A 26852-nucleotide genomic window follows, 5' to 3' on the forward strand; every position below is an offset into this window, starting at 1 on the left:
GAGCTTCCGGACCCGAGGAGGCCCATGCATCCGAACCCACCCCGCGGCACACACCTTCGTCTCGACGGCATCTCGAAGAGCTACCCCGACCGCCGCGTCCTGACCGACATCTCCTTCGCCGTCGCCGCCGGCGAACGGGCCGCGCTCATCGGGGAGAACGGCACCGGCAAGTCGACGCTCCTGCGCATCGTCGCGGGCCTCGAGGACGCCGACGTGGGGACGGTGAGCGCGCCCGGCGAGGTCGGCCTGTTCCACCAGCAGCCGCCGTTCTCACTCGATCTCACCGCCGATGAGGTGCTCCGGGACGCCGCCGCGCCCCTGCGCGCTCTGGGCGACGAGGTGACGTCGGCCGGTGAGCACCTGGCCGCGCACCCCGACGACCCCGGAGCGGGTACTCGACTCGAGCTCGCCCTCGCCGAGGCCGAACGCCGCGGCGTGTGGGAGCTCGACCACACGATCGACGAGTTGGTCGAAGGCCTCGGTATCGCCGACATCCCTCGCGAGCGCCCCGTCCGCGAGGTCTCGGGGGGCCAACTCGCCCGCTTCTCGCTCGCGTGGATGCTCGTGCGCCGCCCGGAGACGCTCCTGCTCGACGAACCGACGAACCACCTCGACGACCGTGGCGCCGAGTTGCTCGCACGCATGCTCCACACATGGCCGGGACCGGTGCTCATGGCGAGCCACGACCGCGCCTTCCTCGACGAATCGGTCAGCCACCTGCTCGACCTCGATCCGCGGCCGATGCCGCACCGTCAGGTCGATCGCGTCGCCGACGCCTCCGACGCAGGCGCCGCCCACGGCGTCACCCGGTTCACCGGCACCTACTCGCAATACGTCGTCGCCCGGGCCGACGAACTGACGCGCTGGCAGGAGCAGTACGAGCGCGAGCAGGACGAACTGAACCGTCTGCGCGGGCGACTGCACGACGATCACCGCGTCGGACACCCCGAGCGCGGGCCGCGTACCGAGGCGCGCGGCGCGAAGAAGTTCTACTCCGACCGCAACGCCACCGTCGTCGCTCGCCGGGTCAACGATGCCCGCACCGCCCTCGAGCGCCTCGAGGACGAGCAGGTGCGCAAACCGCCGAAGCACCTGCGGTTCAACGCGGATCGGTCGCTCGCCGCAGCCCGCCGCCTCGGCGAGTTGCCGAGCGGAGCGCTCGTCACGGCGTCGAACGTCACCCTCCGAGATCGGTTACGACCGACGAGTCTCGCGCTCGCAGCCGGAGAGCGTCTGCTCGTCGAGGGCCCGAACGGATGCGGCAAGTCGACACTGCTCGAGGCTCTTGCGGGGCGCATCGCTCCCGACGACGGCAGCGTCACCGTCGCCCCGCGCGGGAGCGTCGCCCTGCTCGGCCAGGACGCCGAAGTGAGCGGTGACGACAGCGTCCGCGACACGTACGAGCAACTCGTCGGCGCCGAACTCGCTGCCAGACGTCCGCTGGCCACGTTCGGTTTGATCGCCGGACGCGACGAGCTCCGGCCGGTGAACAGCCTGAGCGTCGGGCAACGGCGCCGACTCGACCTCGCCCTCCTGTTGGCGCTGCCGCCCGACGTCCTGCTGCTCGACGAGCCGACCAACCACTTCTCCCTGCTCCTGTCCGAAGACATCGAGCGCGCCCTGGGTGATTACCCCGGGGCGGTCGTCGTCGCGAGCCACGACCGGATGCTGCGCCGACGCTGGGCCGGTCAGCGCTTGGAGCTCCACCCACCCGGGTGAGCCGGTGAAAAACCTCTGGCCAAGGCCAAGGGCCCGGAGTAGGGTCGAAGCAACTGTCATCGAGTGAAAGGAGTTCAGCAATGGGTTTCGACGACAAGCTGGACAACGCCAAGGACGAGAAGTTCGGCCAGGCCAAGGAGGCCTACGGCAAGGCGACCGACAACGAGCAGCTCGAGGCCGAGGGTAAGGGCGACCAGGGCGTCGCCAACCTCAAGCAGGCCGGCGAGAAGATCAAGGACGCTTTCAAGAACTGATCGTTCTCGGTGTCTGACACCGCTTGTACGAGAGGCGCATCTCCCGATTCGGGAGGTGCGCCTCTTGCCGTGTCCAGCTCAGGTGATCTGCGCACGAGCGTCGGATTGTGACCTGCAATACCTGACGGTAGTCGTCCACCAAGCACTCAACAGGTCACAGATCGATTTCATCTTGCTGTGAGCCACACCTCTGGTTGGATCGAATACCGCTGCAGCGCAGTCCGTCTCACAGGTTGGTCGCGGCGACGCAGCATCGTCTCGTTTTTCGGGAGTTGAGCGAGCCCTACAGTGACGCACGGCACTTTTCCGCCCACTCGAGTCACGGGGTCAGCGGGAAGGCCCTTCTCCTTGAAAGGCTCCGCATGTCCTCGACTCTCGACGCCCCGCCGGCCGCACCTCGCGGCTCCGGCGACTCTGGTGACGCCGGCTACGCCAAGCACCTCAAGAACCGCCACATCCGGATGATCGGTATCGGTGGCGCCATCGGCTCCGGCCTCTTCATGGGCTCGGCCGGGCGACTGCACTCCGCAGGCCCGTCGCTCATCTTCGCCTACGCCATCTGTGGCGCCGTCGCCATGATCGTGGTGCGCGCGCTCGGTGAGATGGTGCTCTACCGCCCCTCCTCGGGCGCCTTCGTGTCCTACAGCCGCGAGTTCATCGGCGAGAAGGGCGCGTACGCAGCGGGATGGTTCCACTTCACCAACTGGGCGTTCACGCTCATCGCCGACTCCACCGTCATCGCGAGCTTCCTCATCTTCTGGAGCCCGCTCAAGGACGCCCTTCCGCAGGGAGGCTGGGCCGCCATCGCTCTCGTGACCGCCCTGGCCATCAACCTCATCGGCGTCAAGCTGTTCGGCGAGATGGAGTTCTGGTTCTCGGCCATCAAGGTCGGCACGATCATCCTGTTCATGCTCGCCTCGATCTACTTCATCATCGTGGGCCAGGACCTCTCGGGCGGCGGCAAGCCCGCCAGCGCCGGCGTTCACAACATCACCGACTCGGGCTTCTTCCCCAACGGTGTCTCGCCGATGTTCACACTGCTGACCGGCGTCATCTTCGCCTACGCCGCCATGGAGCTCATCGGCGTCGCCGCCGGTGAGACCGAGAACCCGCGTGAGGTCATGCCGAAGGCCGTCCGCTCGGTGCTGTGGCGCATCCTCATCTTCTACGTGGGCACCATCACGCTTCTGTGTTTCCTCCTGCCGACCGCGCAGTACAAGCAGGGCGAGTCACCCTTCGTCACTGTGCTCGACCGCGTGGGCTTCCACGTCGGTGGCGTGCGCATGGCAGACATCATGACCGTCGTCCTCATTTCGGCCGTCGCGTCGTCGATGAACTCGGGCCTGTACTCGACCGGCCGCGTGCTGCGCTCGATGGCCGTGGCCGGTACGGCGCCGCGCATCCTCGGCAAGATGAGCCGCACCCAGGTTCCCTACGCCGCCATCCTGGCGACGGCCGCCTTCGGTGCGGTCGGCGTCGTCATCAACTTCAAGTGGCCGTCGCATGCCTTCGAGATCGCTCTCGAGGCCGCCACCCTCGGCATCATCGGCGTCTGGTCGATGATCCTCATCTCGCACATGATGATGGTCCGCAAGGCCGCGCGCGGCGAGCTGGAGCGTCCGGACTTCCGCCTCAAGGGTGCGCCGGTGCTCAACATCATCGCGCTCGTGTTCCTCGCTGCGGTTCTCGTGCTCATCGCGATCGACCCGACGGACAGCAGCCCCGAGTCGGCCGCTGCCGTTCGCTTCGGCGGCCCGATCCTCGTACTCCTGCTCGTCGGCGGCTGGTTCCTCGTGCGCAACCGCATCGACGCCGCGGTCTTCGACGACATCGACGACGGTGACGAGTACGTCACGAGCTGATCGCTCACCCGTTCCACGCGCTGCGGCCGCCGTACCTTTCCCGGGCGGCGGCCGTACGCGTCCTCACGCCTAGACTGACTGACGTGATCGACCTTCCCGTCCTGTTCTCCACGACCGCCGACTACTACCGCTTCGCCGTCGTCGAACTACGCCGCGAGGCCGACGTGGAGAAGGTGACGCGCGTGGGTGAGGACGCGGGCTTCGTCCAGTTGAAGAACGGCGGCATCCAGCGACTTCACGAACTCGCCTCGTCCGGCTACCTGCGCTTCTGCAAGCACTTCGCCGCCGTCGAGAAGCACGCGACGACGAAGTCCCTTGAGCACGAGGACGCCGAGGAGATCGCCGGGTGGGCCTTCGACGGCATCGCCACGCGCCTCGAGGCACTGGCCGACTCCGGCGAGTACACGCCCGGTTCGGCCATCTCCCTGCACACATGGGATTCGGGGCAGGGCCCGTGGGCGCCCGGCAAGGTGCGTCGGCCCCTCCTCGAGATGCTCATGGACGAGGGCGTCCGAGTCGTGCCCGGCGGCGCCGACCTCGCGTTGTCGGTCTGCCTCGGTGAGGACCGGGTGACGACGGGTGTCACGCCCTCGCGCTACGCCCTGTCCGACTGGGCGGGTGGACGCATCCGTCTTGCCTCGCGCAAGGAGCAGGTCAGCCGCGCGGAGTTCAAGCTCGAGGAGCTGTTCACCCACATCGACCTGCCCGAGGGGGACGTGGCCGTCGACCTCGGCGCCAGCCCTGGCGGGTGGACACGCATCCTGCGTTCGCGCGGGTACGGCCACGTGCACGCCGTCGACCCGGCCGGTCTCGACCAGCGCGTGCTCGACCTGGGCGGCGTGGAACACCACCGGACGACGGCCGGGGAGTTCGTCGCTACCTTCCCGCGTCGGGTCGACCTCATCGTCAACGACATGCGGATGCCCCCGCAGCTGTCGGCCCACACGATGCTCGAGGCGTCCGACATGCTAAACCCGGGCGCAACGGCGATCGTCACGCTGAAGTTGGGCACGAACAACCCGGTCAAGCAGGCCGACGAGGCGATGAACATGCTGAGCGAGGCGTACGACATCACCTTCGCCCGACAGCTGCAGCACAACCGGCACGAGATCACCGTCGTCGCATTGCGTGCCTGACGCTGCGTTTCGCCCGACGCTGGGGAAAATCGGTCGCCGCGCGAGGATCCGGCTGTAAAACTCCCGACACCATGAGTTGTGCACCCGACGCCGCGCTGGCCACGCAGCTCCTGCGCGAGCAGGCACCGCACCTCGCCCAGCTTGCCGTGCGCCCGAGCCCGGCCTCCGGCAGCAGCAACTGGGTGTTTCGCGTTGGAGGTCACCTCGCACTTCGCCTCCCACGCTCCGACGACTACGCCACGGATCTGGGCAACGAGATCACCTGGCTGCCGACGCTCGGAGCCGGCGTGAGGACGCCGATCCCGCGCGTCGAGTTCGTCGGAACGCCGAGCGAGACATTCCCTCGACACTGGGCCGTCGTCACCTGGATCGAGGGTCGAACTCCGACGAACCTCGACGCTTCGGCGCAGCGGTCGCTCGCGTCGTCACTCGGGGAGTTCGTCGCCGAGCTTCACGCCGTCGACACGGACGGCGAGGTCGGCGGCGCCGAGCGTTGGGGTTACCGGTGCGGCGATCCGGTGACCGACGCCACCGACGCGTGGGTCGACGAGGCCGCCGCCACGCTGAGCGACCTCTTCGACCCGACGCAGGTGCGCCTGGCCTGGGCACGCCTGCGGGAAGTGGAGGCCGCGACCGGCTCCCGGACCTGGGTGCACACCGACCTTTCGGCCGAGAACGTCCTCGTCAGGGACGGCGGCACCCTGGCCGGCGTCATCGACTTCGGCGCACTCGGCGTGGGCGACCCTGCCGTCGATCTGCTCTACGCGTGGGATCTGTTCGACGCTCCAGCACGCGCCGTGTTCACCCGTGCCGCCGCAGCCGACGAAGCCACGACGGCGCGCGCCCGCGCGTGGGCCTTCCCGGGCCCGGGCCTCGTGACGCTCGCGGAGTACCGCGATTCGATGCCTGAACGCACGGTCCGCCTCACCCGCATGGTCGAGGCCGTCGCGGCCGACGTCGGGGTCCGCCTGCGCTGAGATCGCCCAACGTTGGGAGTTTTCCGGCCACGCAGCATCCCTTCGGCTGCAAAACCCCCAAGGTTGGGGTTTTACGCGAGCTGTCGGAAGTGGGGGCGCCAACCGTCCGACAGCCGTACCGAACGGCCGCGGCGCTCCAGGGCCGCGGCGACTGCCTTCACCGTTCCGGCCGGGTCGCGGTAGATGCCGTGGGACACAACGCGGATGACCTCCCACCCCTCGGTGCGCAGGGACATTTCGCGCTCGATGTCCGCATGCTTCTGAGCCTCAGTGACGTAGTGGTGGTCCCCGTCGTACTCGATCGCGATCTTGAGATCCGGGTACGCGAGATCCAGCCTTCGACGACGCCCGCAAGCCACCACCTCGAACTGCGCGACCGGCTGGGGTAACCCCGCCAACACGAGCAGGACCCGTAGCCGCGACTCCATGGCCGACTCGGCACCGGCATCCACGAGCCTCACCAGGTCTCGTGCGCGCCCTGGCCCCGCACCGCTGGACGACCACGACGCACGCGCCGACTCCGGTTCCACCCCGGGCAGCCTGAGAACGGCGTCCGCGAGCACGACGACGTCGACGAGCGACAGCCGGGGCAAACACTCACGCACGAGGTCGACCGGCGCCGTAGTCGGCAGCCGCAACCGCACCGAGGGAACCCAAACGCTCGACGTCTTCGAGTTTCGGAGGTGACGGTGCACGGCGAGTCCCGCACCGCGCACGTCCCGGCTCGCCGGGATGCTCACCGACACGCCCTCGGGCCACGGCACCGGCAGACCCCACAGGAGCGCCGCATCGAGTCGCGAGATCCGCGCGCCCTCACCACACCGTCGCACCGCTGCGACGCAGCGGAGCCCGTGCCCCACCGGCACGCGGGCATCGGCGAAGACACCCCGGAACAGACGGCGTACGTCCGCGCTGTCGAGGTCGCTCCGACTCAACCCTGCTGCGAGGGCCTCGTCCGAGGTGAACGGGAGCGCGCCGAGCCTGTCCAGGGCAGCACGTCGACGTGCTGCCACGCTCTGGCGCGACGGACGCGCTCCGGACGAGGGGAAAGAGGCGGAAGCAGAAGGGGCCATACCTCCAGCGTCGCGATTTCGCGCGCCGACCACCGCGAAAGTTATCCACAGCCCACGAGGATGCCGACAAGACCGGCTCCTAGGGCGAATCACCCAACGTTGGGAGTTTCGCAGCCAACACCACACCGTTCGACTGCAAAACCCCCAAGGTCGGGGGTTCGTCGCCCGACCCCATCCCGGGACCCGTCGTCGCGCCTCGGCACCCCGTGCCGCAGGTCACGTCGATGGCGGTAAATGTTCGATTCTCGAACCGTTAATGAACATTTCCGACATTGGTGGCAGAAACCCAACAGCGCACCATGCGTTTGTGAGCCACGTCACAACTTGGAACCCTCGGCCACTTATATTTCGACGTCGAGATACCCGTACGTTCGAGGAGTCCCACCGGGCGCTACGCTTCGACTTCTCGAAGTCGGTTGCGCGCCGGGACGACCGACGACAGCGATGACTCGGGTGATGAACGGAGATCCCGTTCGGGCCCGCTCGCACAAAGGATGGCCGATCCAATGACTACGACTGACATCGAGACGATCGGCGGCACGACGCACAAGGGCCTTGCCGCCTGGGTTGCCGAGGTCGCCGAGATGACCACCCCCGACCGCATCCAGTGGGTGACGGGTTCGGACGAGGAGTGGAAGCAGATCACGGACAAGCTCGTCGAGACGGGCACGTTCACGCGCCTCAACGAGGACATCAAGCCGAACTCGTTCTACGCCGCCAGCTCCCCGCAGGACGTCGCGCGCGTCGAGGACCGTACCTACATCTGCAGCGTCGACGAGAAGGACGCCGGGCCCACCAACAACTGGATGGACCCGAACGAGATGAAGGACATCATGCGTGGCCTCTACAAGGGCTGCATGAAGGGACGCACGATGTACGTGATCCCCTTCGTCATGGGTCACCTGGAGGCCGAGCAGCCGATGTTCGGTGTCGAGATCACCGATTCCGAGTACGTCGTCGCGTCGATGCGCGTCATGGCCCGCTGCGGCACGAAGATCCTCGACCGCATCGAGGGGCTCGGTGACGACGCCCGCTACGTCCCGGCCCTGCACTCGGTCGGTGCCCCGCTCGCCGACGGCGAGAAGGACGTCGCGTGGCCGTGCAACGACGAGAAGTACATCGTGCAGTTCCCCGAGGAGCGCACGATCTGGAGCTTCGGCTCCGGCTACGGCGGCAACGCCCTGCTCGGCAAGAAGTGCTACTCGCTGCGCATCGCCTCGGTCATGGCGCGTGACGAGGGCTGGCTGGCCGAGCACATGCTCATCCTGAAGCTCATCTCCCCGGAGAACCAGGTCTACTACATCGCTGCGGCCTTCCCGAGCGCCTGCGGCAAGACCAACCTCGCCATGCTCAAGCCGACCGTTCCGGGTTGGAAGGTCGAGACCCTCGGCGACGACATCGCCTGGATGCGCTTCGGCAAGGACGGCCGCCTGTACGCCGTCAACCCGGAGTTCGGCTTCTTCGGCGTCGCGCCGGGCACGAACGAGCACACCAACCCGAACGCCATGAAGACGATCAACAAGGGCAACTCCGTCTTCACGAACGTCGCGCTCGCCGAGGACGGCGACGTCTGGTGGGAGGGTCTCGAGAACCCGCCGGCCAAGGCCACGGACTGGAAGGGCAACCCCTGGACGCCCGACAGCGACGAGCTGTCCAGCCACCCGAACAGCCGCTACTGCACTCCGATCGAGCAGTGCGACATCCTGGCCGACGAGTACAACGACCCGCAGGGTGTGCCGATCTCGGCGATCCTCTTCGGTGGCCGCCGCAAGACGACGGTTCCGCTCGTCACCGAGGCTCGCGACTGGCTGCACGGCACGTTCATGGGGGCGACGCTCTCGTCCGAGACGACGGCCGCCGCGACCGGCCAGGTCGGCGTCGTGCGCCGCGACCCGATGGCCATGCTGCCCTTCATCGGCTACAACGCCGGTGACTACTTCCAGCACTGGGTCAACGTCGGCAAGGACGCGGACGCGAGCAAGCTGCCCGCGATCTTCTACGTCAACTGGTTCCGTCGTGACGACAACGGTGACTTCCTGTGGCCAGGCTTCTCCGAGAACAGCCGCGTCCTCAAGTGGATCATCGAGCGCATCGAGGGCAAGGCCGCTGCGGTCGAGACGCCCATCGGTCACGTTCCGACGCCGTGGTCGCTCGACGTCGAGGGCCTCGACATGACGGACGCCGAGCTCGAGGCCGCCCTCGCGGTCGACGTCGAGGAGTGGAAGGCCGAGATCCCGCAGATCGAGGAGTGGTTCGCCAAGTTCGGCGACCAGCTCCCGGTTCAGCTTCAGGTCGAGCTCGACGGCCTCAAGGAGCGCCTCGGCGCCTGAGCCCATCAGACGTGGCGGTCCCGGCCGACCGTCACTTGACCGTCGTCGGTCACGCAACCTCCCGTTCGCTGCTCGCGAGCGGGAGGTTGCGTCATCTCCGCCGTCCGCCCACCGAGCGTCCTACGGACAGTTCGCAGGTACGCCCCGTACGCTCGAAGTCAACCGCACGTCCCCGTTCCCCGAGGAAACCGATGTCACGCTCGTTCGCCCTGACCGCCGCCGCCCTCGCGCTGCCGCTCGCTCTCGCGGCCTGCGGCAATTCGTCACCCGAGGCCGAGGGGCAGTCCTCCGCGACCTCGACGCCTGTTTCGGCCTCGAGCGCCACCTCGGGGGCCGGGCAGTCGTCCTCGACGAGCAGTTCCACCGGCACGAGCACCAACTCATCGGGCTCGACGCAGTCGTCCGGCGCGGCGAGCTCGCCCTCGGCCGAGAGCACGGCCACCCCATCGAGCTCCTCGCAGCCCTCCGCCGTGGGACACGTGTCCGTCTCGCCGTCCACAGCACAGGGGAAGGCGCCCACCCCGACGCAGGTGAAGAAGTCCGCACTGGAGAACACCCCCGTGTCGTCTGTACACGTCACCACTCCTGACGGGGGCCCTCAGACGGGCGCAGCCGTCGCCACCCAGAGTCTCGTGACGTCGGTGAACGGTCGTACCCTCTCCTATACGTACAGCGCGTCGGGCAAGCAGCACCTCTACCGTTCGCAGCTCAACAACGCGGTCATCGCGGCGCCGAACAGCCGTGGCGTCACGATCGACTTCGGTGACGGCAGCGACATGGACGGCGCCGACCTCGGCGCGCTCCAGTGCGCACCGAAGTCGCCCCTCGCTGCATTCGCCGACAAGTTGCCGACGCAGACCCACACCTACGCGGCCGCGGGGACGTACACCGTCACGACCACCACGTACTTCTGCGGCGACTCGGGCCCGGTGAGCAAGTCCTCGACGCAGAAGGTGACGATCAACTGATCACGTTCGCCGAGGCCCGCGAGGGGCTCTTCTCGGCGCTGCACGCGTCACCGCACGACCGGCTCGTCCTCGCTGTGGCAGGCGCACCCGGCGCAGGCAAGTCCACCGTCTGCGAGCTCCTGCTCGCGGAAGCGCAGAACCGCGACGTGTCAGCGATCGTCGTCCCGATGGACGGCTGGCATCTCGCGCACCGAACACTGGAACGACTCGGCCTCGCGCAGGTCAAGGGAGCACCCCAGACGTTCGACGCCGAAGGCTTCGTCGCCCTGGTGGCCCGTATCGCGGGGCAGCGGCCCGGGGATCCGTCCGTTTGGGCGCCCGAGTTCCGGCGCGAGATCGAGGACGCCGTCACCGGCGCCGTCGAGATTCGCCCCGAACACCGTCTCGTCGTCGTCGAGGGCAACTACCTGCTGCTCGACGAGCACCCGTGGCGCAACCTCGCCAACTTCTTCGACACCGCATGGGTCCTGACGCCCGACGAATCGACTCGCCGCACCCGACTCGTGGAACGTCACGAGCGCTACGGGCGCAGCACGGAGGACGCTCGAGCGCACGCTCTCGGCTCGGACGAGACGAACGCCCGCCGCATCGAGCACAACATGGTCGCGTGGGCGGGGCTCACCGTCCTGGAGGTCGACCCGGGCTGATCACCCCATTGGAACACCACAGGTGCCAGCGGATCCCGAGCAGATCCGTCCACCACACCGAGTGCCCGTTCTTCGGGTCACCCAGCAGGTCACGCGATCCAAAGGGCACGCATGTGCTGGGCCAGGACGTCGTCGGCGGGGTCGGTGTGGTCGTCGGCGACGTGGGTGACGGTGTCGGCTGCGTCGGCTCATTCGTCGGAGTCGACGGCGAGGGGCTCGTCGGTTCCGACGGACGCGTCGGCTCGGTGGTCGGCGTGGTCGGGTTCGACGTCGTCGGCTGCGACGGTTCGCTCGTCGGCGTCGTGGGTTCCGTGCTCGGTTCGCTCGTCGGCGTCGTCGGGTTCGACGTGGGTTCGGTGGTCGGCGACGTCGGTTGCGTCGTGCTCGGTCCGCTCGTCGACGAATCCGACGGCGCGGGAGCGGTCGACGTGGGAGCCTGCGACGCCGAAGTGCCCGGTGCGGGAGCCGTCGCCGAACCGGACGGCACCGGCGGCAGCACGGACGCCGGCACGGTGGCCGAACCCGTCGGCGTTGCGGCGCCCGGCGTCGTTGTGCGCAACGGGGATCCGCCTGCCGACGGCAAGCCTGGCAGGCGCGGCAGGGTGACCGCGGAGGAGCCCGACGGAACGACTGGGCCGTTGTTCCCTCGCTCGAAGGCGGCGCGCTCGTTCGTGCGGGGGGCGCTCGTCGCCCAGGTGGACGTCGAGGTCGGCTGACTCGTCGCCGACGCCGTCGACGACGCGGTGGGAGTGTCCGTGGAGGACGACGACGGATCGGCCGGCGCACTCGAGGAGGAGTTCGGTCCACGGGAACTCGAGGCGGCACCGTCGTCCAGCAGGACGACGCCGGCCGCCACGCTTGCGGCAAGGCCCACGAGCGCGGCGCCGGCGGCCCAAGTGCTCACCGTTCCGCCGGCGCCCGGCGCTCCGGCCGCACCGGATCCGGCGGCGGCCCCGGACGGGTCGTTCAGCGCCTCGCGCAAAGCCTCGGCCTTACCGGCGTCGAGGGCGGACGGAGTGACCGTTGCGGCCCGAGCGGACAGCGCATCACGCAACTGTTGCTCGAGGGCGGCGAACTCGTCGGGTCGAAGATCAGCCATCGGCGTCTCGCATCGCTTGGGCGAGCTTGGCCATGGCGCGTGAGGCTTGCGACTTCACCGTGCCCTGGCTGATCCCGAGGGTCGACGCGATCTCGACCTCGCTCAGCCCCTCCCAGTACCGCAGCACGAGAACCTCGCGCATGCGGGTGGGCAACGCGTCGAGGTGGCCGAGCACCTGCTGGTGCTCGTCGGCCAGAAGAACGGGCTCGTCGGAGCCGGGCCCGGCCTCGGGTTCGGCAGCAGCGGCGTACTCGCGGGCGGTGCGGCGACGCCGTAGCGCCGAGCGGGCGTGGTTGAGCACGGACGCACGCAGGTACGGGCGGGCGTTCGCGGGCGATTCGAGGGAGTCGACGTTGCGGTGCAGACCGAGGAAGGCGTCGTGCACGACGTCCTGCGCCGACTCGATGTCGTCGACCAGCTGACGAGCCAAACGCACCATGTCGTGGTACGAACTGACGTACAGGGCGTCGAGGTCGACCTCGTCCGGGGGACAGCCCTGCGAGGACGTGTTCGCCCCCGAGGTCGCGTCGTCACCGGTCGACGCAGCGCGCTCTGAACGAGCGCTTCGCGCCCCTTCCGAGATGGCCCACCAGGGCGCCGGGGGAAGCGGAAGCGCTGCATGGACGAAAGTCATGCGCCCGCTCCCCTCATCACACGGCAGATGCCGACGCCGATGTTCTGCAGGGCGATTCGGACGATGCCCCATCATCCAGTGTCGGCGAGGAACGCGGGCCGGGGCAAGCCGATCGACCCAAGTGTCCGCGCAAGCGGGTGCCTGGCCCGCGCGGTCGATCGTCCTCATGACAGAAAAGACGCACACCGGACCGACAGGTTGCATGTCACCTGACGAAATATGCCCGAGGTGGCTCAGGACGTGCGCCGACGAAGGGCCTTGGCCGTGCGTCCGATGCGTGACAGCAGCGCATCGTAAGCGTCCGTCATTGGAGCCGATCCGGCGATGGCGCTGAGAGGCTGGCGTGCTCCCTGAGCCCGCTGAATCACAGCCCGATCCGCCAGGACAGGTGAGAGGACGAGTGGCCCGAAGGTCCGCTCCAGTACCTTCACCTGTTCGGCGTGTTCGCGGACCGATGGACGGGACCGGTTGACGACGATGCCAAGCGGTTGCAACCCGCCCGCCTCACGTCGACGCAGGTCGTCGATCGCGGCGAAGAGTCGGTTCGCAGCATTGACGGCGAACGCTCCAGGTTCGGCGACGACGATGGCGCGGTCGCTCGCGACGAGCGCGCTGCGCGTCAGGCCGGACAGCGACGGCGGTGCATCGATGAGGACGAGATCGTAGTCGAGCTTGCCGAGCGCCTTGCGCAGCGTGTGGAGGCTCTCCCCCTCGGCGTCCGGGCGATCGAGCGCTGCGGTCGACGGGGCACCGGGCAGGACGTGAAGCTCCCCCGCACCCTCCCAGCCCGAGGCGACGATCGTCTGCTCGAGCACCTTGCGCTTCGGGCTTTCCAGCACGTCACCACTCGCACTGCCGGTAGCCTTGGCACCGAGGGCATAGGTGGCGTCACCCTGCGGGTCGAGGTCGACGACGAGCGTCGCGAGCCCCTTGCGCATCGCGGCGTCGGCGAGCCCGAGGACGACGGAGGTCTTACCCACCCCGCCCTTGAGGCTGCACACGCTGATGACGACCATGGCTCAACCCTAGGCGGGCGCGGCGCAGCGGTGCCCCGACACGCCGCGCCGCCGACAGGTCACTCCGCCCAGTCGAGGGTGCGCTCGACGGCCTGGCTCCAGCGCCCCAGCAGGCGCCGACGCTCGTCGTCCTCCATCGAGGGCTTCCAACGCTTGTCCTCGGCCCACTGACGACGCAGGTCGTCGAGGTCCTTCCAGAACCCGACGGCGAGGCCGGCCGCGTAGGCGGCACCGAGGGCCGTCGTCTCGTTGACCTTCGGGCGGATGACCTCGACGTCGAGGATGTCGCTCTGGAACTGCATGAGCGTCTCGTTGACGACCATGCCGCCGTCGACCTTGAGCTCGGTCATCTCGACGTCGGAGTCGGCGTTCATCGCCTTGACGACCTCCTGGCTCTGGTACGCCACGGCCTCGAGGGCCGCGCGGCACAGGTGCCCGCGGTTGGCGAAGCGGGTAAGGCCGACCACGACGCCGCGAGCGTCGCTGCGCCAGTGCGGCGCGAAGAGGCCGGAGAAGGCCGGGACGACGTAGACGTCACCGTTGTCGTCGACCTCCTTGGCGTACTTCTCGACCTCCTTCGCGTCCTTGATGAGCTTGAGGTTGTCGCGCAGCCACTGCACGAGCGAACCGGTGACGGCGATCGAGCCCTCGAGCGCGTAGACCGGCTTCTGGTCACCGATGCGGTAGCAGACGGTGGTGAGCAGACCGTTCTTGCTCATCACCTTCTCCTCACCGGTGTTGAGGATGAGGAAGTTGCCGGTGCCGTAGGTGTTCTTGGCCGTACCCGGCTCGAAGCAGACCTGACCGAACGTGGCGGCCTGCTGGTCGCCAAGCGCGCCCGCGATCGGCACACCGCGCAGGACGCCGCGGTGACGCACCTTGCCGTACTCCTCGGACGAACTGCGGATCTCCGGGAGCATCGACATCGGGATGCCCATGTCCTTCGCGATGGACTCGTCCCACTCGAGCGTGTCAAGGTTCATGAGCATGGTGCGGGAGGCGTTCGTGACGTCGGTGACGTGCACGCCGCCGTTCGTGCCACCCGTCATGTTCCAGATGACCCACGTGTCCATCGTGCCGAACAGCAGGTCACCGGCCTCGGCCTTCTCGCGAGCGCCGTCGACGTTCTCGAGGATCCACATGACCTTCGGGCCGGCGAAGTACGTGGCGAGCGGCAGGCCGACGACGTCCTTGTACTTGTCGGCGCCGTCGTCACCGGCGAGCTCCTTGCAGATCGGGTCGGTGCGCGTGTCCTGCCAGACGATGGCGTTGTAGACCGGCTTGCCCGTCTTCTTGTCCCACACGACGGTCGTCTCGCGCTGGTTGGTGATACCCACGGCGGCGATGTCGTCGGAGTCGAGGTCCTTCTTGGCGAGCGCCTCGGCACAGACCTTGCGCGTGTTGTCCCAGATCTCGGCCGCGTCGTGTTCGACCCAGCCGGCCTTGGGGAAGATCTGCTCGTGTTCCATCTGGCCGACGGCGACGACGTTGCCGTCGCGGTCGAAGATCATGCAGCGCGTGCTCGTCGTGCCCTGGTCGATGGATGCGACGTACTTCTTCTCAGCCATGTTCTGCTCCTCGTGCGTCGAGTTGGCGTTGGCGGTTGATGTCGAGTCTGCCCCGAACGGGTCAGCCGATGTAGAGATTGGCGGCGAAGCCTGCGATGAGGCCGCCGATGACGGGGCCGACGACCGGCACCCATGCGTAACTCCAGTTGGAGTCGTCCTTGTTGGGGATGGGAAGGAGGAAGTGCGCAAGGCGCGGCGCCAGGTCGCGTGCCGGGTTGATGGCGTAGCCCGTCGGACCACCGAGCGAGACACCGATGGCGACGACGAGGAAAGCAACGTTGAGCGGTCCGGCCTGGCTCGGCGTCTTGGCGAACACGAGGATCGTGAAGACGAGGACGAACGTTCCGACGACCTCCGTCATGACGTTCCAGAACGGCGATCGGACGGTGGCCGAGGTGGAGAAGACGTTCGTCGGCGCGTCCTCGTGCTCGTCGAACTGCTTCTTGTAGGCCATCCACACGACGACGGCGCCGATGAAGCCGCCGACGAACTGGGCGGCGATGTAGGTGAGTGTCGAGGCGGCCGTGATGTCGACGCCCTTGGCGTAGGTGTCGGCGCCACTCGCCCACATGCCGAGGGTCACCGCGGGGTTGAGGTGGGCACCTGACTTGTAGGCGGCGAACACGCCGGAGAAGACGGCGAAGCCCCACCCGATGTTGATCATGAGAGGGCCGCCGCCGAAGCCGCCGTTCTTCGGCAGCAGGACGTTGGCCACGACACCCACACCGAGGACGATGAGGATCGCCGTTCCGACGACTTCGCTCAGGAAGACTTGTCCGAGTGACATGCGTTCTCCGTTCGTGAAGGATCCCGTGACGGGCGCGCCCCGGGAATGCTCGTTTCGCACCCTACGCGGTGGGCTGAGGTCGCGGGGGGGGTTCCGCAGCGGGCGCGACGAAGGCTTCGCTCTCCGTTCGTCGTGTGACGAAAGGCCCACGCTCCGGACTCGCGAAACGTCCATTCGAGCGGTCTAAGGTGGAGGGGAAGCCGCGTTCCGCGCGGCGCCCGTGAGACCCCTCGCTCCCCTTTCGGAGGTACCCATGACGATGCACCCCTACAGCGCGAAGATGAGCCCGCAGGCCCGCGAGGAATCGTGGCGCGAGCTCGGCGAGCGCGAACTCGACGTCCTCGTCATCGGCGGTGGTGTCACGGGCGCGGGCGTCGCGCTGGACGCCGTCACGCGCGGCCTGCGTACCGGCCTCGTCGAGGCCCGCGACTTCGCGAGCGGCACCTCGAGCCGCTCGTCGAAGCTCTTCCACGGCGGCCTGCGCTACCTCGAGCAGCTCAACTTCGCTCTCGTTGCCGAGGCGCTCAAGGAGCGCGAGCTCATGCTGACGCGCATCGCTCCCCACCTCGTGCACCCGGTGGCGTTCCTCTACCCGCTGAGCCACCGCGCCTGGGAGCGCCCGTACGTCGCGAGCGGTATCGCGATGTACGACCAGATGGGCGGCGCCCGCTCGGTGCCGCGCCAGAAGCACCTCACCCGCGGCGGCACGATGAAGCTGTTCCCGGGTCTCAAGCCGGACGCGATGGTCGGCTCGATCCGCTACTTCGACGCGCAGGCCGACGACGCGCGTCACACGATGACAGTGGCGCGCACCGCCGCGCAGTACGGCGCCATCGTGCGCAACTCCACCGAGGTCGTCGAACTCGTCACCGAGGCCGACCGTGTCGTCGGTGCCGTCGTGCGTGACGTCGAGACGGGCGAGAAGCTCGAGGTCCGCGCCAAGGTCGTCATCAACTGCACCGGTGTGTGGACCGACGACATCCAGAAGATGACGGGTGGGCGTGGCCGTTTCCGCGTGCGCGCGTCGAAGGGCGTGCACATCCTCGTGCCGCGCGACCGTATCGCCGGCGAGGTGGGCCTCATCCTGCGCACCGAGAAGTCGGTGCTGTTCGTCATCCCGTGGGGTCAGCAGTGGCTCATCGGCACCACCGACACCGACTGGGCCCTCGACGTCGCCCACCCCGCGGCGACGAGCAAAGACATCGACTACATCCTCGAGCACGTCAACACGGTGCTCGCCTCGCCGCTCACGCGTGACGACATCCTCGGCGTGTACGCCGGCCTGCGTCCGCTGCTCGCGGGCGAGAGCGAGGACACCTCGGCGCTCTCGCGTGAGCACGCCGTCGCGCGCCCTCAGCCGGGCCTCATCTCGATCGCCGGCGGCAAGTACACGACCTACCGCGTCATGGCGGAGGACGCCGTCAACGCGGCCGCCGAGGACCTGGGCCCGATCAAGGACTCGGTCACGGAGGTGACGCCGCTCGTCGGCGCCGACGGGTACGCCGCGATGCTCAACCTCAAACACGAGCTGGCCGCCGAGTCGGGCCTGCCGGAGTGGCGCATCGAGCACCTGCTCGGCCGCTACGGCTCGCGTCTGTACGAGGTGCTCGAGCTGGCACAGGACGACGCGTCGCTTCTCACGCCCGTCGCGGCCGCCGACGAGTACCTGCGCTGCGAGATCGCGTACGCCGTGACGAACGAGGGCGCGCTGCACCTCGAGGACGTCCTCGCCCGCCGCACGCGCATGTCGATCGAGACCAAGCACCGCGGCGCCGACGCGGCGCAGGAGGTCGCCGACATCATCGCGCCGCTGCTCGGCTGGTCGGACGAGACGAAGAACGCCGAGATCACCTCGTACGTCGAGCGTGTCGAGGCCGAGCGCAAGTCGCAGGAGCTCGAGACCGACGAGGCCTCCGACGCCGCGCGCCTCGAGGCTCCCGACCCGCGCCCGAGTCTGCGCAAGGTGCTCGCCACCCGCTGACCTGCTGCTCACCGGTTCCCTCCGCCCCCTCCCGCCTGCCGCGGGTGGGGGCGGTGGCGTGTAGAGGCCGGTCTCCGGGGCGAGTCGGCCGTACGATGCATCGTGCCCCTCGATGTCATCGCTTTCCTGGCCGGGTTCCTCGCAGCTCTCATCGTCACGCTGCTCCTGGGACGCGCGGCCCTGCGTCGGTACGACATCGACTTCTCCGGCTGCGAAAGTGGCGGGTGCAGCGCGTTGGTCAGCCGGCTCGACGGTTATCCCCCGAGGGCTGTGCGGGCGATCGCCCACAAGGGAGGAGTCGTCCTGTGGCAGCCCCGACGGCGACTCGTCATCGCCACACCACCTGCCGCCACCGACACGGCCACACGTCGCGCAACTGCACAACCGGACGATGCCCCGTGGGGCTGGAACCTCGAAGGCCGTGACGACGGTCCGGAACTGTTCGGCGGCGAGGGCCTCGCCACGGTCGTTCGACGAGCCTCACGAACGGCGCAGCGAGCTCCCCTCACGACCTGGGCGTGGCTGCTGTTCCCCCGATTCTGGGGTGCACTAGCCGGCGCCTTCGTGCTGACTGCGCTGGGGATGGCAGGCGTTGTCGCTCTCGGTCACACAGAAACCGTGACGGTGACCAAGACCGTCGCCGACCCGGAGATCGACGAAACCTTGTGCACCTTCGTTCTCAGCGACGCGGCCGGCAAGGCGGCCGGCGAGCAGGTGTCGTCGTGCGTCATGGTCGACGAGCCTCGAGTGGGCGCGCGGGTGGAAGCCGTCGCGCTGCCGGCGAGCGACTACGCCATCGTCCTCGACGACTTGGGCTTGTCGGAGCCGACACTCGGCAGTCTCTTCATGGCAGCCGGAGCCGGCGGTGTCGCAGTGGTCTCCGGCCTCTGGCGCGCCGTCCTACCGCGCCGTCGAACGAGCCTCATCCCCTTCCCGATCGCCTCGGACGACGCCGAGGGCGTGGACATCGCGGCCATGGAGCACTTGACGCTGGCCGAACTCGCCGACCTCGAGGAGAGCATCGCCCCGCAGCCCTCGACGACCCCCTCGCACGCCGGTACTGGGGTTCGGGGGCTGATCAACCGGATGAGGCTCTATCCGATTCCTGCGGGATCTTTCGCGACGTTGGCCCTGTGCTGGCACCACTACGACGAGCATCGAAACATCGCCCTCGTGGTCGGGCTCGTGGCGCTCATGGTGTTCGTTCGAGGACTCGTGCTGAGCCTGACGCAGTTCGTCGAGGTGCGCTCCCTCACGCACCAGGCCTGGCAGGGTCCGCTCGCGTACTCACGCGTGCCGGGCGTTGCCAACGCTGTGCTGCTCTTCCTGCGCCCCGGCCGTGCGCTGTGGCTCGATCTCGATGGCAGCGTGCCGCCCCGCGGCACCGCGCAATACCGCGGTGATCTCACCGAGGACCCCTCATCGGTCCAACTGCTCGTGGACGGAGTCCTCCTGCGCGCCGATCGTCGCCACCCCGAGTTGGGCCCAGCGGAACTGGACCAGCTTCGCGAGGACGTTCTCGACGACCTCACCATGCTCATCGCCCGGGCCGACCCACCGTCCATGCACAGGAACGTCACAGAAACGACCTTGGAACCGCATAGCCGCCGGGGCGACACTGAGTGACATGAGCTCCGCTGCCCCCGCTTTGAAGCGCCCCGACGGCACGAACGTCCGGGTCCTCGTCGTGGACGACGAGTCGAACCTCACCGAACTGCTGTCGATGGCCCTTCGCTACGAGGGGTGGGACATCAAGAGCGCCGCCACCGGCAACGCGGCCGTCAAGACGGCCAAGGAGTTCAAGCCCGACGCCGTCGTGCTCGACATGATGCTGCCCGACTTCGACGGCCTCGAGGTGCTGCGCCGCATGCGCGACGAGGACCCGACGCTGCCGGTCCTCTTCCTCACCGCGCGTGACGCCGTCGAGGACAGGGTGGCCGGTCTGACGGCCGGGGGCGACGACTACGTCACGAAGCCCTTCAGCCTCGAGGAGGTCGTGGCCCGCGTGCGCGCGTTGCTGCGCCGCTCGGTCCAGTTGCAGGAGGAGGAGAGCTCGCTGCTGCGCGTCGGCGACCTCACCCTCGACGAGGACAGCCACGAGGTGATGCGCGGCGACGAGGAGATCACCCTCACCGCAACGGAGTTCGAACTCCTGCGCTTCCTCATGCGCAACCCCAAGCGCGTACTGAGCAAGGCTCAGATCCTCGACCGGGTGTGGCACTACGACTTCGGCGGCCAGGCCAACGTCGTCGAGCTCTACATCAGCTACCTGCGCAAGAAGATCGACGCCGGCCGCGCACCGATGATCCACACGATGCGCGGCGCCGGCTACGTGCTCAAGCCCGCTTCCTGAGCCGCCGCCCCGTGTTCAATCCCGCCCGGTGGCCGCTGCGCACGAAGCTGCTCGCCTCGATCGTCACCCTCTTCGTCGTCATCATCGCGATCATCGGCGCGGCGACCGTCCTCACCACCCGCAACTCGCTCATGACGCAGGTGGACGCCCAACTCGCCGACGCACAGCGCTCCCTCGACGGCCCCGGTGAGGGCGACGCCCCCGGTCACACCGACGGCTACCACCGCGCCGCGCCCGGGCTCGGCGGCAGCATGCTGCGCCTGACGATCGACGCCTCCTCCACCGCGAACACGATCCGCACAAGCGAGAACGTCGTCCTGACGCCCGGCTCGATCTCGACGCTGTCGAAGGCCCAGGTTCTGACGCTGTGGAACAGTTCGCTCGGCACCGCCCCTCAGACCGTCGACGTCGGCGGCGGCCTCGGCACCTACCGCCTCGTCGCCGTCTCGCGCTCGAACGGCGACGTCACCATCGTCGGCATGCCGCTCGAACCCATCGACCGGAACGTCGGTGAACTCGCCCGGAACATCGCGCTCATGGGTCTGCTCGGCCTCGTCGCCGTGGGCGGCGCGAGCTTCCTGCTCGTGCGCAGCAACCTGCGTCCGTTGCGCCGGGTCGCGGCCACCGCCGAACGAGTCTCGGAGATGCCCCTCGGACGCGGCGACGCACGCACCGACGAGCGCGTGCCGACGGTCGACACCGACCCGCGCACCGAGGTCGGCACCGTCGGCCTGGCGCTCAACAACCTGCTCGACCACGTCGACTCCGCCCTCGACGCTCGCGAGGAGAGCGAGATGCAGGTGCGCCAGTTCGTGGCCGACGCGAGCCATGAGCTGCGCACTCCCCTCGCCTCGATCCGTGGCTACGCCGAGTTGTCGCGCCGCGAGACCGAGCCCGTCCCGCCGTCCGTGACCCACGCTCTCGGGCGCATCGAATCCGAAGCCGGGCGGATGACGACGCTCGTCGAGGACCTGCTCCTGCTGGCCCGTCTCGACGCCGGCCGCGAACTCGAGCGCGAGCCTGTCGACCTCACCCGCATCGTCGTCGAGAGCCTGAGCGACCTCCACGCGGCCGGGCCCGACCACGTCTGGCACCTCGACCTCCCGGAGGACCTCGACGAGGTGCCCGAAGTCGTCGGCGACGAGGCGCGTCTGCGTCAGGTCGTCATCAACCTGCTCGCCAACGCGCGCCGTCACACACCGCCGGGGACGGTCGTGACGGCCGGGCTCGCGCGCGAGGGCGACGACGTGATCGTCCGCGTCACCGACAACGGCCCCGGAGTCCCAGCCGAGTTCACGCCGCACCTCTTCGAACGCTTCACCCGCGGAGACGTCGCGCGCACGCGCACCGAGGGCTCGACTGGTCTGGGCCTGTCAATCGTGCACGCCGTCGTCACCGCGCACCACGGCACGGTGAGCGTCGAGAGCGAACCCGGGAACACCCGGTTCACCGTGCGTCTGCCCATCGAACCGAGGGGCCGACTCGCGTCACCCGAGGCAGCCGGAGCATGATGTCGGACGACACCCGGAGGTGACGATGAACGAGAACGAGGCGCTCGCCGCCGCGACGAACCCGTCTGCGGCGCCGGAAACCGAAGCCGGCGAACGGGGCACCGTGTCGCACGCCATGCGCTTCGCGCTCGTCGGCGTGGGCTCGACGGTTCTCTACACGCTGCTCTTCATGCTCCTCGACATGCGCATGAACCACCACCTCGCGAACGTGACGGCGCTGCTCGTGTGCACGGTCCTCAACACGTGGGTGAACCAGCGATTCACGTTCGATGCGGCGGGGCACTCGGGCGGCAAGGCCGCCCACGTCCAGAGCCTCGCGATCCTAGCGGTCACGCTCGCGGTGACAACGGGCGCGCTCGCGCTGGAGCACCACCTGTGGCCGAACGCGGGCACCTTCTGGGACACGGTGACGGTGACGATCGGCAACGCGATCGCGACGGTCGTGCGCTTCGTCGTCTTCCGCCGAATCTTCACGCGCTGAGCGACCGAAGCCCCCTGTGACGGCGCGGTTTGGTGTGCGCCGGGCTGTCCGATACCCTTTCAGGGCTTGCAGTGCTTACTGCTCGTGGAGGAGGCGTCGCCTAGTCCGGTCTATGGCGCCCGCCTGCTAAGCGGGTTTGGGGTTTATAGCCCCATCGAGGGTTCAAATCCCTCCGCCTCCGCCAGCGAATGTGAAGGGCCCCTCCCCAGGATCAGCGACGAAGTCGCCCTGGGGAGGGGCCCTTCACATTCGCTGATGAAAGCACGGGGGATTTGGGAGGAGTCCGGGCGCCCGCGAGCGAAGCGAGCCCGCGCCCGGACGACGGCTTCCTCCGCCTCAGGGAACGAGACCGAGGCGCGACACACCAGCGCAGCACCTCCAGCGAACTCTCAGAACCTGATCGTCACCGGATTGAGACTTTTCCAGGTTCGTCCTTCATCATGGTGAGCAGCACTTTTCAAGTTCGCCGGGCCGGTGGCTCCGACGGGCGGTCAGCTATTGGGGATCTTCACATGACGCACGACTCGTACGCGAGCCATTCGGGGCCGGAGGGGCTCCGTGTGGCAACTCGCTCGGGTGAGCGTCAGCGCCGTCGGGCGTCGTTGCGCCGCAGCTTGTCGTTGACCTTCCTGAGCACGCTGTTGCCGGGGCTGGGGCTGGTGTGGACGCGCCGCCGCCGCCTGGGCATTCTGCTGGCGGCGTTCACGTTGCTCGCACTCCTCACGTTGGCCGTCGTGCTCGTCGGTGGTGGGCTCATCACCGGTGCGGCGAACGTGCTCACGGCGAAGGGCCTCAAGATCGCCCTCGCCGTCACGATCGGGGCGGTCCTGCTGTGGCTGTTCTCGATCGTGCTGACGGCGCGCACGACACACATGACGGCGTGGTCGCGCCGCGGCGAGACCGTCTTCAAGGGCTTCACCGCGCTCATGTGCCTCGCGGTCACGCTCCCTGCCGCTGAGGCAGTCCGGTACGTCACGGTGACGCAGGACGCCTTCGGTTCGATCTTCATCAAGAACGGCGGCGGCCAGAGCGCGAAGGAGAACGCGTTCAAGCGGCACGAACGTGTCAATTTCCTCCTCGTCGGTTCGGATGCGGGCAAGGATCGCTTCGAGGTGCGTACCGACTCCGTCATGGTCGCCTCCGTCGACACGAAGACCGGCGACACGACCCTCATCAGCATCCCGCGCAACTGGCAGAAGGTGCCGTTCCCCACGTCCAACCCGCTGCACGACCTCTACCCGGACGGATTCACCTGCCCGGACCGTGGCGCGAGCGAGCAGTGCATCATGGACGCCGTGTGGACCGAGGCCACCGTGCAGCACCCCGAGCTGTTCAAGGGTCAGCAGTACGCCGGCCTCAACTCGACACGCGATGTCGTCACGGAGATCACCGGCCTCGAGATCGACTACTCCACCGTCATCAACCTCGAGGGTTTCCAGGATCTCGTCGATGCCATGGGCGGCGTGGACATGACGATTCCGCCCGGCGGTATCGCCATCGGTGGCAAGATCGTCAACGGCGTGAAGACGGGCATCACCGGGCGCATCCCCGAGGGTGAGCAGCACCTCGACGGTCAGCAGGCCCTCTGGTACGCCCGCAGCCGGGTCGAGACGGGCGACGGTGACCGCATGCGCCGTCAGCGCTGCATGGTCAACGCTCTGGTCAGCCAGACGAACCCGTTCCAGATGGTCCAGCGCTTCCCCGACATCATGAAGGTGGCCAAGGAGAACATCCTCCTCGACCTCCCCCAGGACCAGCTCCCCGACCTCGCTGATCTGGCCAACACGATGAAGAAGGGCCAGATGAAGAGCGTCAATCTGGCCTACCCGATCATCAGCGACAGCAACCCGGACTACGACAAGGTGCGCTCGCTCGTGAAGAAGGGCTTGGAGCGTCCGAAGGCCACGAAGAAGCCCGCACCGAAGAAGACGTCGACGTCCAGCTCGACCACGCCCTCGACGAGCACCTCGACCACCGAGGAGCCTGTGAGCGACACGACCTCCACCTGCTGATCGCACGACCTCGACGAGGACGCTCCACAGCTGATCCCGACGTGACGAGATATCCGGGCACGACGAAGGCCCCAGCCGAACCGGCTGGGGCCTTCGTGAGGTCTACCTGATATCAGGCAGAGGTGACGTTCGAGGCCTGCGGGCCCTTGTCGCCCTGCGTGATCTCGAACTCGACGCGCTGACCCTCGTCGAGCGAGCGGTAGCCGTTGGTCTGGATGGCCGAGTAGTGAACGAAGACGTCAGCGCCGCCGCCGTCCTGCTCGATGAAGCCGAAGCCCTTTTCAGCGTTGAACCACTTCACAGTGCCCTGTGCCATGGGAAATCCCTCTATCTATCGTGTTGCGTTGAGCTTCAACTTTTGAAACTCAGGCTGATGTGCATGCCATAGGCGCCTGAGGTTGAAACAACAGGAAAAACCGAGGTACTGCAAAGCAACCACCATCACGCTAACACGCGCCGCCTCCCCGAGGCTCATGCGCGACGCCCGCAAACGTGAACAGTGCATGACCGCACAGCGACGGGCGGCACCCGTTCGGCCTCAGGCTGCCTGCTCCTCGTGGTCGGCTGCCGCAACGAGTTCCGCGTAGCGCCCACCACGGGCGAGAAGTTCGGCATGCGTGCCGGCCTCGACGATCCGTCCCGCGTCCATGACGACGATGCGGTCGGCGTCGCGGACGGTGGAGAGACGGTGGGCGATCGTCAGGGTCGTGCGGCCCGCGCTCAGGCGCTCCAGAGCGTCCTGGACGGAGCGTTCCGTACGGGTGTCGAGCGCACTCGTCGCCTCGTCGAGGACGAGGATCGGCGGGTTGCGCAGCAGAGTGCGCGCCAGCGCCAGGCGTTGCTTCTCGCCGCCGGAGAAACGGTGTCCGCGAGCGCCGACGACGGTGTCGTACCCGTCGGGCAGACCGGCGACGACGTCGTGGATGGCGGCGGCTTTCGCGGCGGCGACGATCTCGTCGTCCGTGGCGTCGGGCTTGGCGTAGCGCAGGTTCTCGGCGATGGTCGCGTGGAGCAGGTAGGGCTCCTGGACGACGACACCGACGAGGTCGCTCACGTCGGCGAGCGTCATGTCGCGCAGGTCGACGCCGTCGATCCGCACGCTGCCCGCGTCGGGGTCGTGCAACCGGCTGACGAGTGCCGCCAGCGTGGACTTGCCGGAGCCGGTGGCGCCGACGACGGCCACGTTGGAGCCGGCGGGCACGGTGAGATCGACGTCGTCGAGCGCGGGTCGGTCAGCGCCGGGGTAGCGCAGAGTGACGTGGTCGAAGCGCACCTCGCCGCGCACGGCGTCAGGCTCGAGGCGAACCGGCTCGGCCGGGTCGGCGATGGCCACGGGCATGTCGAGGTACTCGAAGATGCGGCTGAACAGCGCCTTGCTCGTCGTCAGCTGGATGCCGACGTTGAGCACGCCCATGAGCGGGCGGAAGAGCGCGGACTGCAGACCGGTGAAGGCCACGAGCGTTCCGATCGTCATGCCACCACCCGTGGCGGGGAGGCCGGCCGCGAGATAGATGAGCGCGGGGATGACGGCGAAGATGATCGACATCGTGCCCATGCGCCAGCGTCCGGCCATCTGGGCCTGGAGTTCGAGTTCGGTGAGCGTCGCGGACGAGCGCGTGAAGCGGCTGCTGAGTTGCGGGCCCGCGCCCATCGTCTTGGCGAGCACGACACCGCTGATGGACAGGCCCTCCTCGATCTGGGTCTGCATGTCGGCGAGCGTTCCCTGCGCCTTCGACTGAACCGCGCGGCGCAGACGCGCGACGCGGCGCGTCAGCCAGATGGCCGGCGGCAGGACGACGAGGCTGATGAGCGAAAGCTTCCAGCTGAGCACGGCCATGGCGATCCCGGTGCCGATGACGGTCGTCACGTTGCTCGCGATCGACGTGGCGGCGTCCGTGACGACGCCCTGCATGCCGTTGATGTCGTTGGTCAGGCGGCTCTGCAGCTCGCCGCCGCGCGTGCGGGTGAAGAACCCGAGGGGCTGGCGCTGCAGGTGGGAGAACAGGTCGGTGCGCAGCGTGTGCATGACGCGCTGGCCGGTGCGCGTGGCGAGCCAGGTCTGCACGACGCCGAGAAGCTGCGTGACGATCGTGACGGCCAGGATGCCGCCGACGAGCGTGAGCAACAGCGGCACGTCCTGGTGCGGAATGGCGTCGTCGATGAGGTGTTTGGTGAGGAACGGCGGCGCGAGCGCGATGACGGCGCTGACAACGATGATCGCGAGCACGACGGCCATGGACACGCGGTGCGGCGCGAAGAGCCGCGTGATGCGGCGCATGGAGACGGGGTGGGCGTCGAGCTGGGCGATGTCGGCCTTGCTCACGCGCATGCCGGAGCGGCCGGCGCCGTGGCCGGGGCCCGGGCCGTGGGGGTTCGGTTGGCTGGTCGTGGTGATCACGTCCTTTCGGCTTTAGTGAGGTTGCCTCACTATCCGGGAATGTAAC

23 protein-coding genes and 1 tRNA gene are annotated in these 26852 nt (G+C 68.2%); 16 read left to right on the forward strand and 8 right to left on the reverse strand.

Annotation, left to right across the window (positions count from 1 at the left end; all coding sequences use genetic code 11):
* Positions 1-24: 24 nt before the first annotated feature.
* The 5 genes from IM689_RS01595 (at position 25) to IM689_RS01615 (ending at position 5948) form a co-directional block, all read left to right on the forward strand.
* Positions 25-1719, forward strand: coding sequence for an ABC-F family ATP-binding cassette domain-containing protein (locus tag IM689_RS01595; protein ID WP_193642598.1), 1695 nt, complete (start codon positions 25-27; stop codon positions 1717-1719).
* Positions 1720-1799: 80 nt separating this feature from the next.
* The gene (locus tag IM689_RS01600; RefSeq protein WP_047310571.1) at positions 1800-1973 is read left to right on the forward strand and encodes a CsbD family protein; all 174 of its coding nucleotides are present in this window, start codon (positions 1800-1802) and stop codon (positions 1971-1973) included.
* 362 nt (positions 1974-2335) lie between these two features.
* Positions 2336-3835, forward strand: a complete 1500-nt coding sequence (locus IM689_RS01605) for an amino acid permease (protein WP_193642599.1) — start codon at positions 2336-2338, stop codon at positions 3833-3835.
* An 83-nt stretch (positions 3836-3918) separates the two neighbouring features.
* The gene (locus IM689_RS01610; RefSeq protein WP_319803753.1) at positions 3919-4971 is read left to right on the forward strand and encodes an SAM-dependent methyltransferase; all 1053 of its coding nucleotides are present in this window, start codon (positions 3919-3921) and stop codon (positions 4969-4971) included.
* 71 nt (positions 4972-5042) lie between these two features.
* Positions 5043-5948 carry an aminoglycoside phosphotransferase family protein gene (locus tag IM689_RS01615; RefSeq protein ID WP_227484352.1) on the forward strand — a complete coding sequence of 302 codons (906 nt, stop codon included), beginning with the start codon at positions 5043-5045 and terminating at the stop codon, positions 5946-5948.
* 71 nt (positions 5949-6019) lie between these two features.
* On the opposite strand, the gene IM689_RS14930 is transcribed toward IM689_RS01615, so the two are convergent.
* Entirely contained in the window at positions 6020-6961 is a 942-nt protein-coding gene (locus IM689_RS14930; RefSeq protein ID WP_193642600.1) for an endonuclease domain-containing protein, read from the reverse strand.
* Between the two features lie 566 nt (positions 6962-7527).
* Between IM689_RS14930 and IM689_RS01625 the strand changes: the two genes are divergently transcribed.
* Complete coding sequence (locus IM689_RS01625; RefSeq protein WP_193642601.1) at positions 7528-9351, forward strand: phosphoenolpyruvate carboxykinase (GTP); 1824 nt, start codon at positions 7528-7530, stop codon at positions 9349-9351.
* 91 nt (positions 9352-9442) lie between these two features.
* On the opposite strand, the gene IM689_RS01630 is transcribed toward IM689_RS01625, so the two are convergent.
* Positions 9443-9931 (reverse strand): hypothetical protein, encoded by a 489-nt coding sequence (locus IM689_RS01630; RefSeq protein ID WP_193642602.1) that lies wholly within the window; start codon positions 9929-9931, stop codon positions 9443-9445.
* Positions 9932-9992: 61 nt separating this feature from the next.
* Here IM689_RS01630 and IM689_RS01635 point away from each other — a divergent pair, with 61 nt between their 5' ends.
* From IM689_RS01635 to IM689_RS01645, 3 genes are all read left to right on the forward strand, one after another.
* The gene (locus tag IM689_RS01635) at positions 9993-10319 is read left to right on the forward strand and encodes a hypothetical protein (protein WP_193642603.1); all 327 of its coding nucleotides are present in this window, start codon (positions 9993-9995) and stop codon (positions 10317-10319) included.
* A gap of 38 nt (positions 10320-10357) precedes the next feature.
* Entirely contained in the window at positions 10358-10966 is a 609-nt protein-coding gene (locus IM689_RS01640; protein ID WP_227484402.1) for a nucleoside/nucleotide kinase family protein, read from the forward strand.
* A gap of 113 nt (positions 10967-11079) precedes the next feature.
* Complete coding sequence (locus IM689_RS01645) at positions 11080-11682, forward strand: hypothetical protein (protein ID WP_193642604.1); 603 nt, start codon at positions 11080-11082, stop codon at positions 11680-11682.
* Between the two features lie 375 nt (positions 11683-12057).
* Here the strand turns inward: IM689_RS01645 and IM689_RS01650 are convergent, their stop codons facing one another.
* From IM689_RS01650 to IM689_RS01665, 4 genes are all read right to left on the reverse strand, one after another.
* A complete protein-coding gene (locus IM689_RS01650) occupies positions 12058-12699 on the reverse strand; it encodes an RNA polymerase sigma factor (protein WP_193642605.1) in 642 nt (213 codons plus the stop codon).
* Positions 12700-12932: 233 nt separating this feature from the next.
* Positions 12933-13715: a ParA family protein gene (locus IM689_RS01655; RefSeq protein WP_193642606.1), complete on the reverse strand. Its 783-nt coding sequence runs from the start codon at positions 13713-13715 to the stop codon at positions 12933-12935.
* Between the two features lie 59 nt (positions 13716-13774).
* Positions 13775-15283 carry a glycerol kinase GlpK gene (gene glpK / locus IM689_RS01660; protein ID WP_193642607.1) on the reverse strand — a complete coding sequence of 503 codons (1509 nt, stop codon included), beginning with the start codon at positions 15281-15283 and terminating at the stop codon, positions 13775-13777.
* Positions 15284-15344: 61 nt separating this feature from the next.
* Positions 15345-16070, reverse strand: a complete 726-nt coding sequence (locus tag IM689_RS01665; RefSeq protein WP_193642608.1) for an MIP/aquaporin family protein — start codon at positions 16068-16070, stop codon at positions 15345-15347.
* A gap of 253 nt (positions 16071-16323) precedes the next feature.
* Between IM689_RS01665 and IM689_RS01670 the strand changes: the two genes are divergently transcribed.
* From IM689_RS01670 to IM689_RS01700, 7 genes are all read left to right on the forward strand, one after another.
* A complete protein-coding gene (locus IM689_RS01670) occupies positions 16324-18051 on the forward strand; it encodes a glycerol-3-phosphate dehydrogenase/oxidase (protein ID WP_047310581.1) in 1728 nt (575 codons plus the stop codon).
* A 102-nt stretch (positions 18052-18153) separates the two neighbouring features.
* Positions 18154-19677 carry a hypothetical protein gene (locus IM689_RS01675; protein WP_193642609.1) on the forward strand — a complete coding sequence of 508 codons (1524 nt, stop codon included), beginning with the start codon at positions 18154-18156 and terminating at the stop codon, positions 19675-19677.
* Between the two features lies 1 nt (position 19678).
* Positions 19679-20404, forward strand: a complete 726-nt coding sequence (locus IM689_RS01680) for a response regulator transcription factor (protein ID WP_319803754.1) — start codon at positions 19679-19681, stop codon at positions 20402-20404.
* Between the two features lie 11 nt (positions 20405-20415).
* Positions 20416-21915: a sensor histidine kinase gene (locus IM689_RS01685; protein ID WP_319803755.1), complete on the forward strand. Its 1500-nt coding sequence runs from the start codon at positions 20416-20418 to the stop codon at positions 21913-21915.
* A gap of 25 nt (positions 21916-21940) precedes the next feature.
* Complete coding sequence (locus tag IM689_RS01690) at positions 21941-22396, forward strand: GtrA family protein (RefSeq protein WP_147362615.1); 456 nt, start codon at positions 21941-21943, stop codon at positions 22394-22396.
* Between the two features lie 89 nt (positions 22397-22485).
* Positions 22486-22580 (forward strand) — tRNA-Ser (locus IM689_RS01695).
* Positions 22581-22908: 328 nt separating this feature from the next.
* Positions 22909-24408, forward strand: coding sequence for an LCP family protein (locus IM689_RS01700; protein ID WP_193642610.1), 1500 nt, complete (start codon positions 22909-22911; stop codon positions 24406-24408).
* Between the two features lie 112 nt (positions 24409-24520).
* On the opposite strand, the gene IM689_RS01705 is transcribed toward IM689_RS01700, so the two are convergent.
* Together IM689_RS01705 and IM689_RS01710 are read right to left on the reverse strand one after the other, a co-directional pair.
* A complete protein-coding gene (locus IM689_RS01705) occupies positions 24521-24724 on the reverse strand; it encodes a cold-shock protein (RefSeq protein WP_047310585.1) in 204 nt (67 codons plus the stop codon).
* A gap of 222 nt (positions 24725-24946) precedes the next feature.
* Complete coding sequence (locus IM689_RS01710; RefSeq protein ID WP_193642842.1) at positions 24947-26737, reverse strand: ABC transporter ATP-binding protein; 1791 nt, start codon at positions 26735-26737, stop codon at positions 24947-24949.
* Between the last annotated feature and the right edge of the window lie 115 nt (positions 26738-26852).

Origin of the sequence: Dermacoccus barathri, assembly GCF_015070805.1 — a bacterium.
Taxonomy (GTDB): Bacteria; Actinomycetota; Actinomycetes; order Actinomycetales; family Dermatophilaceae; genus Dermacoccus; species Dermacoccus abyssi.

Bases quoted from the DNA above. Each gene is read 5' to 3' on its own strand.
- IM689_RS01595 (WP_193642598.1), top strand. From the start codon at position 25: ATGCATCCGAACCCACCCCGCGGCACACACCTTCGTCTCGACGGCATC.
- IM689_RS01600 (WP_047310571.1), top strand. From the start codon at position 1,800: ATGGGTTTCGACGACAAGCTGGACAACGCCAAGGACGAGAAGTTCGGC.
- IM689_RS01605 (WP_193642599.1), top strand. From the start codon at position 2,336: ATGTCCTCGACTCTCGACGCCCCGCCGGCCGCACCTCGCGGCTCCGGC.
- IM689_RS01615 (WP_227484352.1), top strand. From the start codon at position 5,043: ATGAGTTGTGCACCCGACGCCGCGCTGGCCACGCAGCTCCTGCGCGAG.
- IM689_RS01625 (WP_193642601.1), top strand. From the start codon at position 7,528: ATGACTACGACTGACATCGAGACGATCGGCGGCACGACGCACAAGGGC.
- IM689_RS01650 (WP_193642605.1), bottom strand. From the start codon at position 12,699: ATGACTTTCGTCCATGCAGCGCTTCCGCTTCCCCCGGCGCCCTGGTGG.
- IM689_RS01655 (WP_193642606.1), bottom strand. From the start codon at position 13,715: ATGGTCGTCATCAGCGTGTGCAGCCTCAAGGGCGGGGTGGGTAAGACC.
- glpK (WP_193642607.1), bottom strand. From the start codon at position 15,283: ATGGCTGAGAAGAAGTACGTCGCATCCATCGACCAGGGCACGACGAGC.
- IM689_RS01665 (WP_193642608.1), bottom strand. From the start codon at position 16,070: ATGTCACTCGGACAAGTCTTCCTGAGCGAAGTCGTCGGAACGGCGATC.
- IM689_RS01670 (WP_047310581.1), top strand. From the start codon at position 16,324: ATGACGATGCACCCCTACAGCGCGAAGATGAGCCCGCAGGCCCGCGAG.
- IM689_RS01680 (WP_319803754.1), top strand. From the start codon at position 19,679: ATGAGCTCCGCTGCCCCCGCTTTGAAGCGCCCCGACGGCACGAACGTC.
- IM689_RS01690 (WP_147362615.1), top strand. From the start codon at position 21,941: ATGAACGAGAACGAGGCGCTCGCCGCCGCGACGAACCCGTCTGCGGCG.
- IM689_RS01700 (WP_193642610.1), top strand. From the start codon at position 22,909: ATGACGCACGACTCGTACGCGAGCCATTCGGGGCCGGAGGGGCTCCGT.
- IM689_RS01705 (WP_047310585.1), bottom strand. From the start codon at position 24,724: ATGGCACAGGGCACTGTGAAGTGGTTCAACGCTGAAAAGGGCTTCGGC.
- IM689_RS01710 (WP_193642842.1), bottom strand. From the start codon at position 26,737: ATGCGCGTGAGCAAGGCCGACATCGCCCAGCTCGACGCCCACCCCGTC.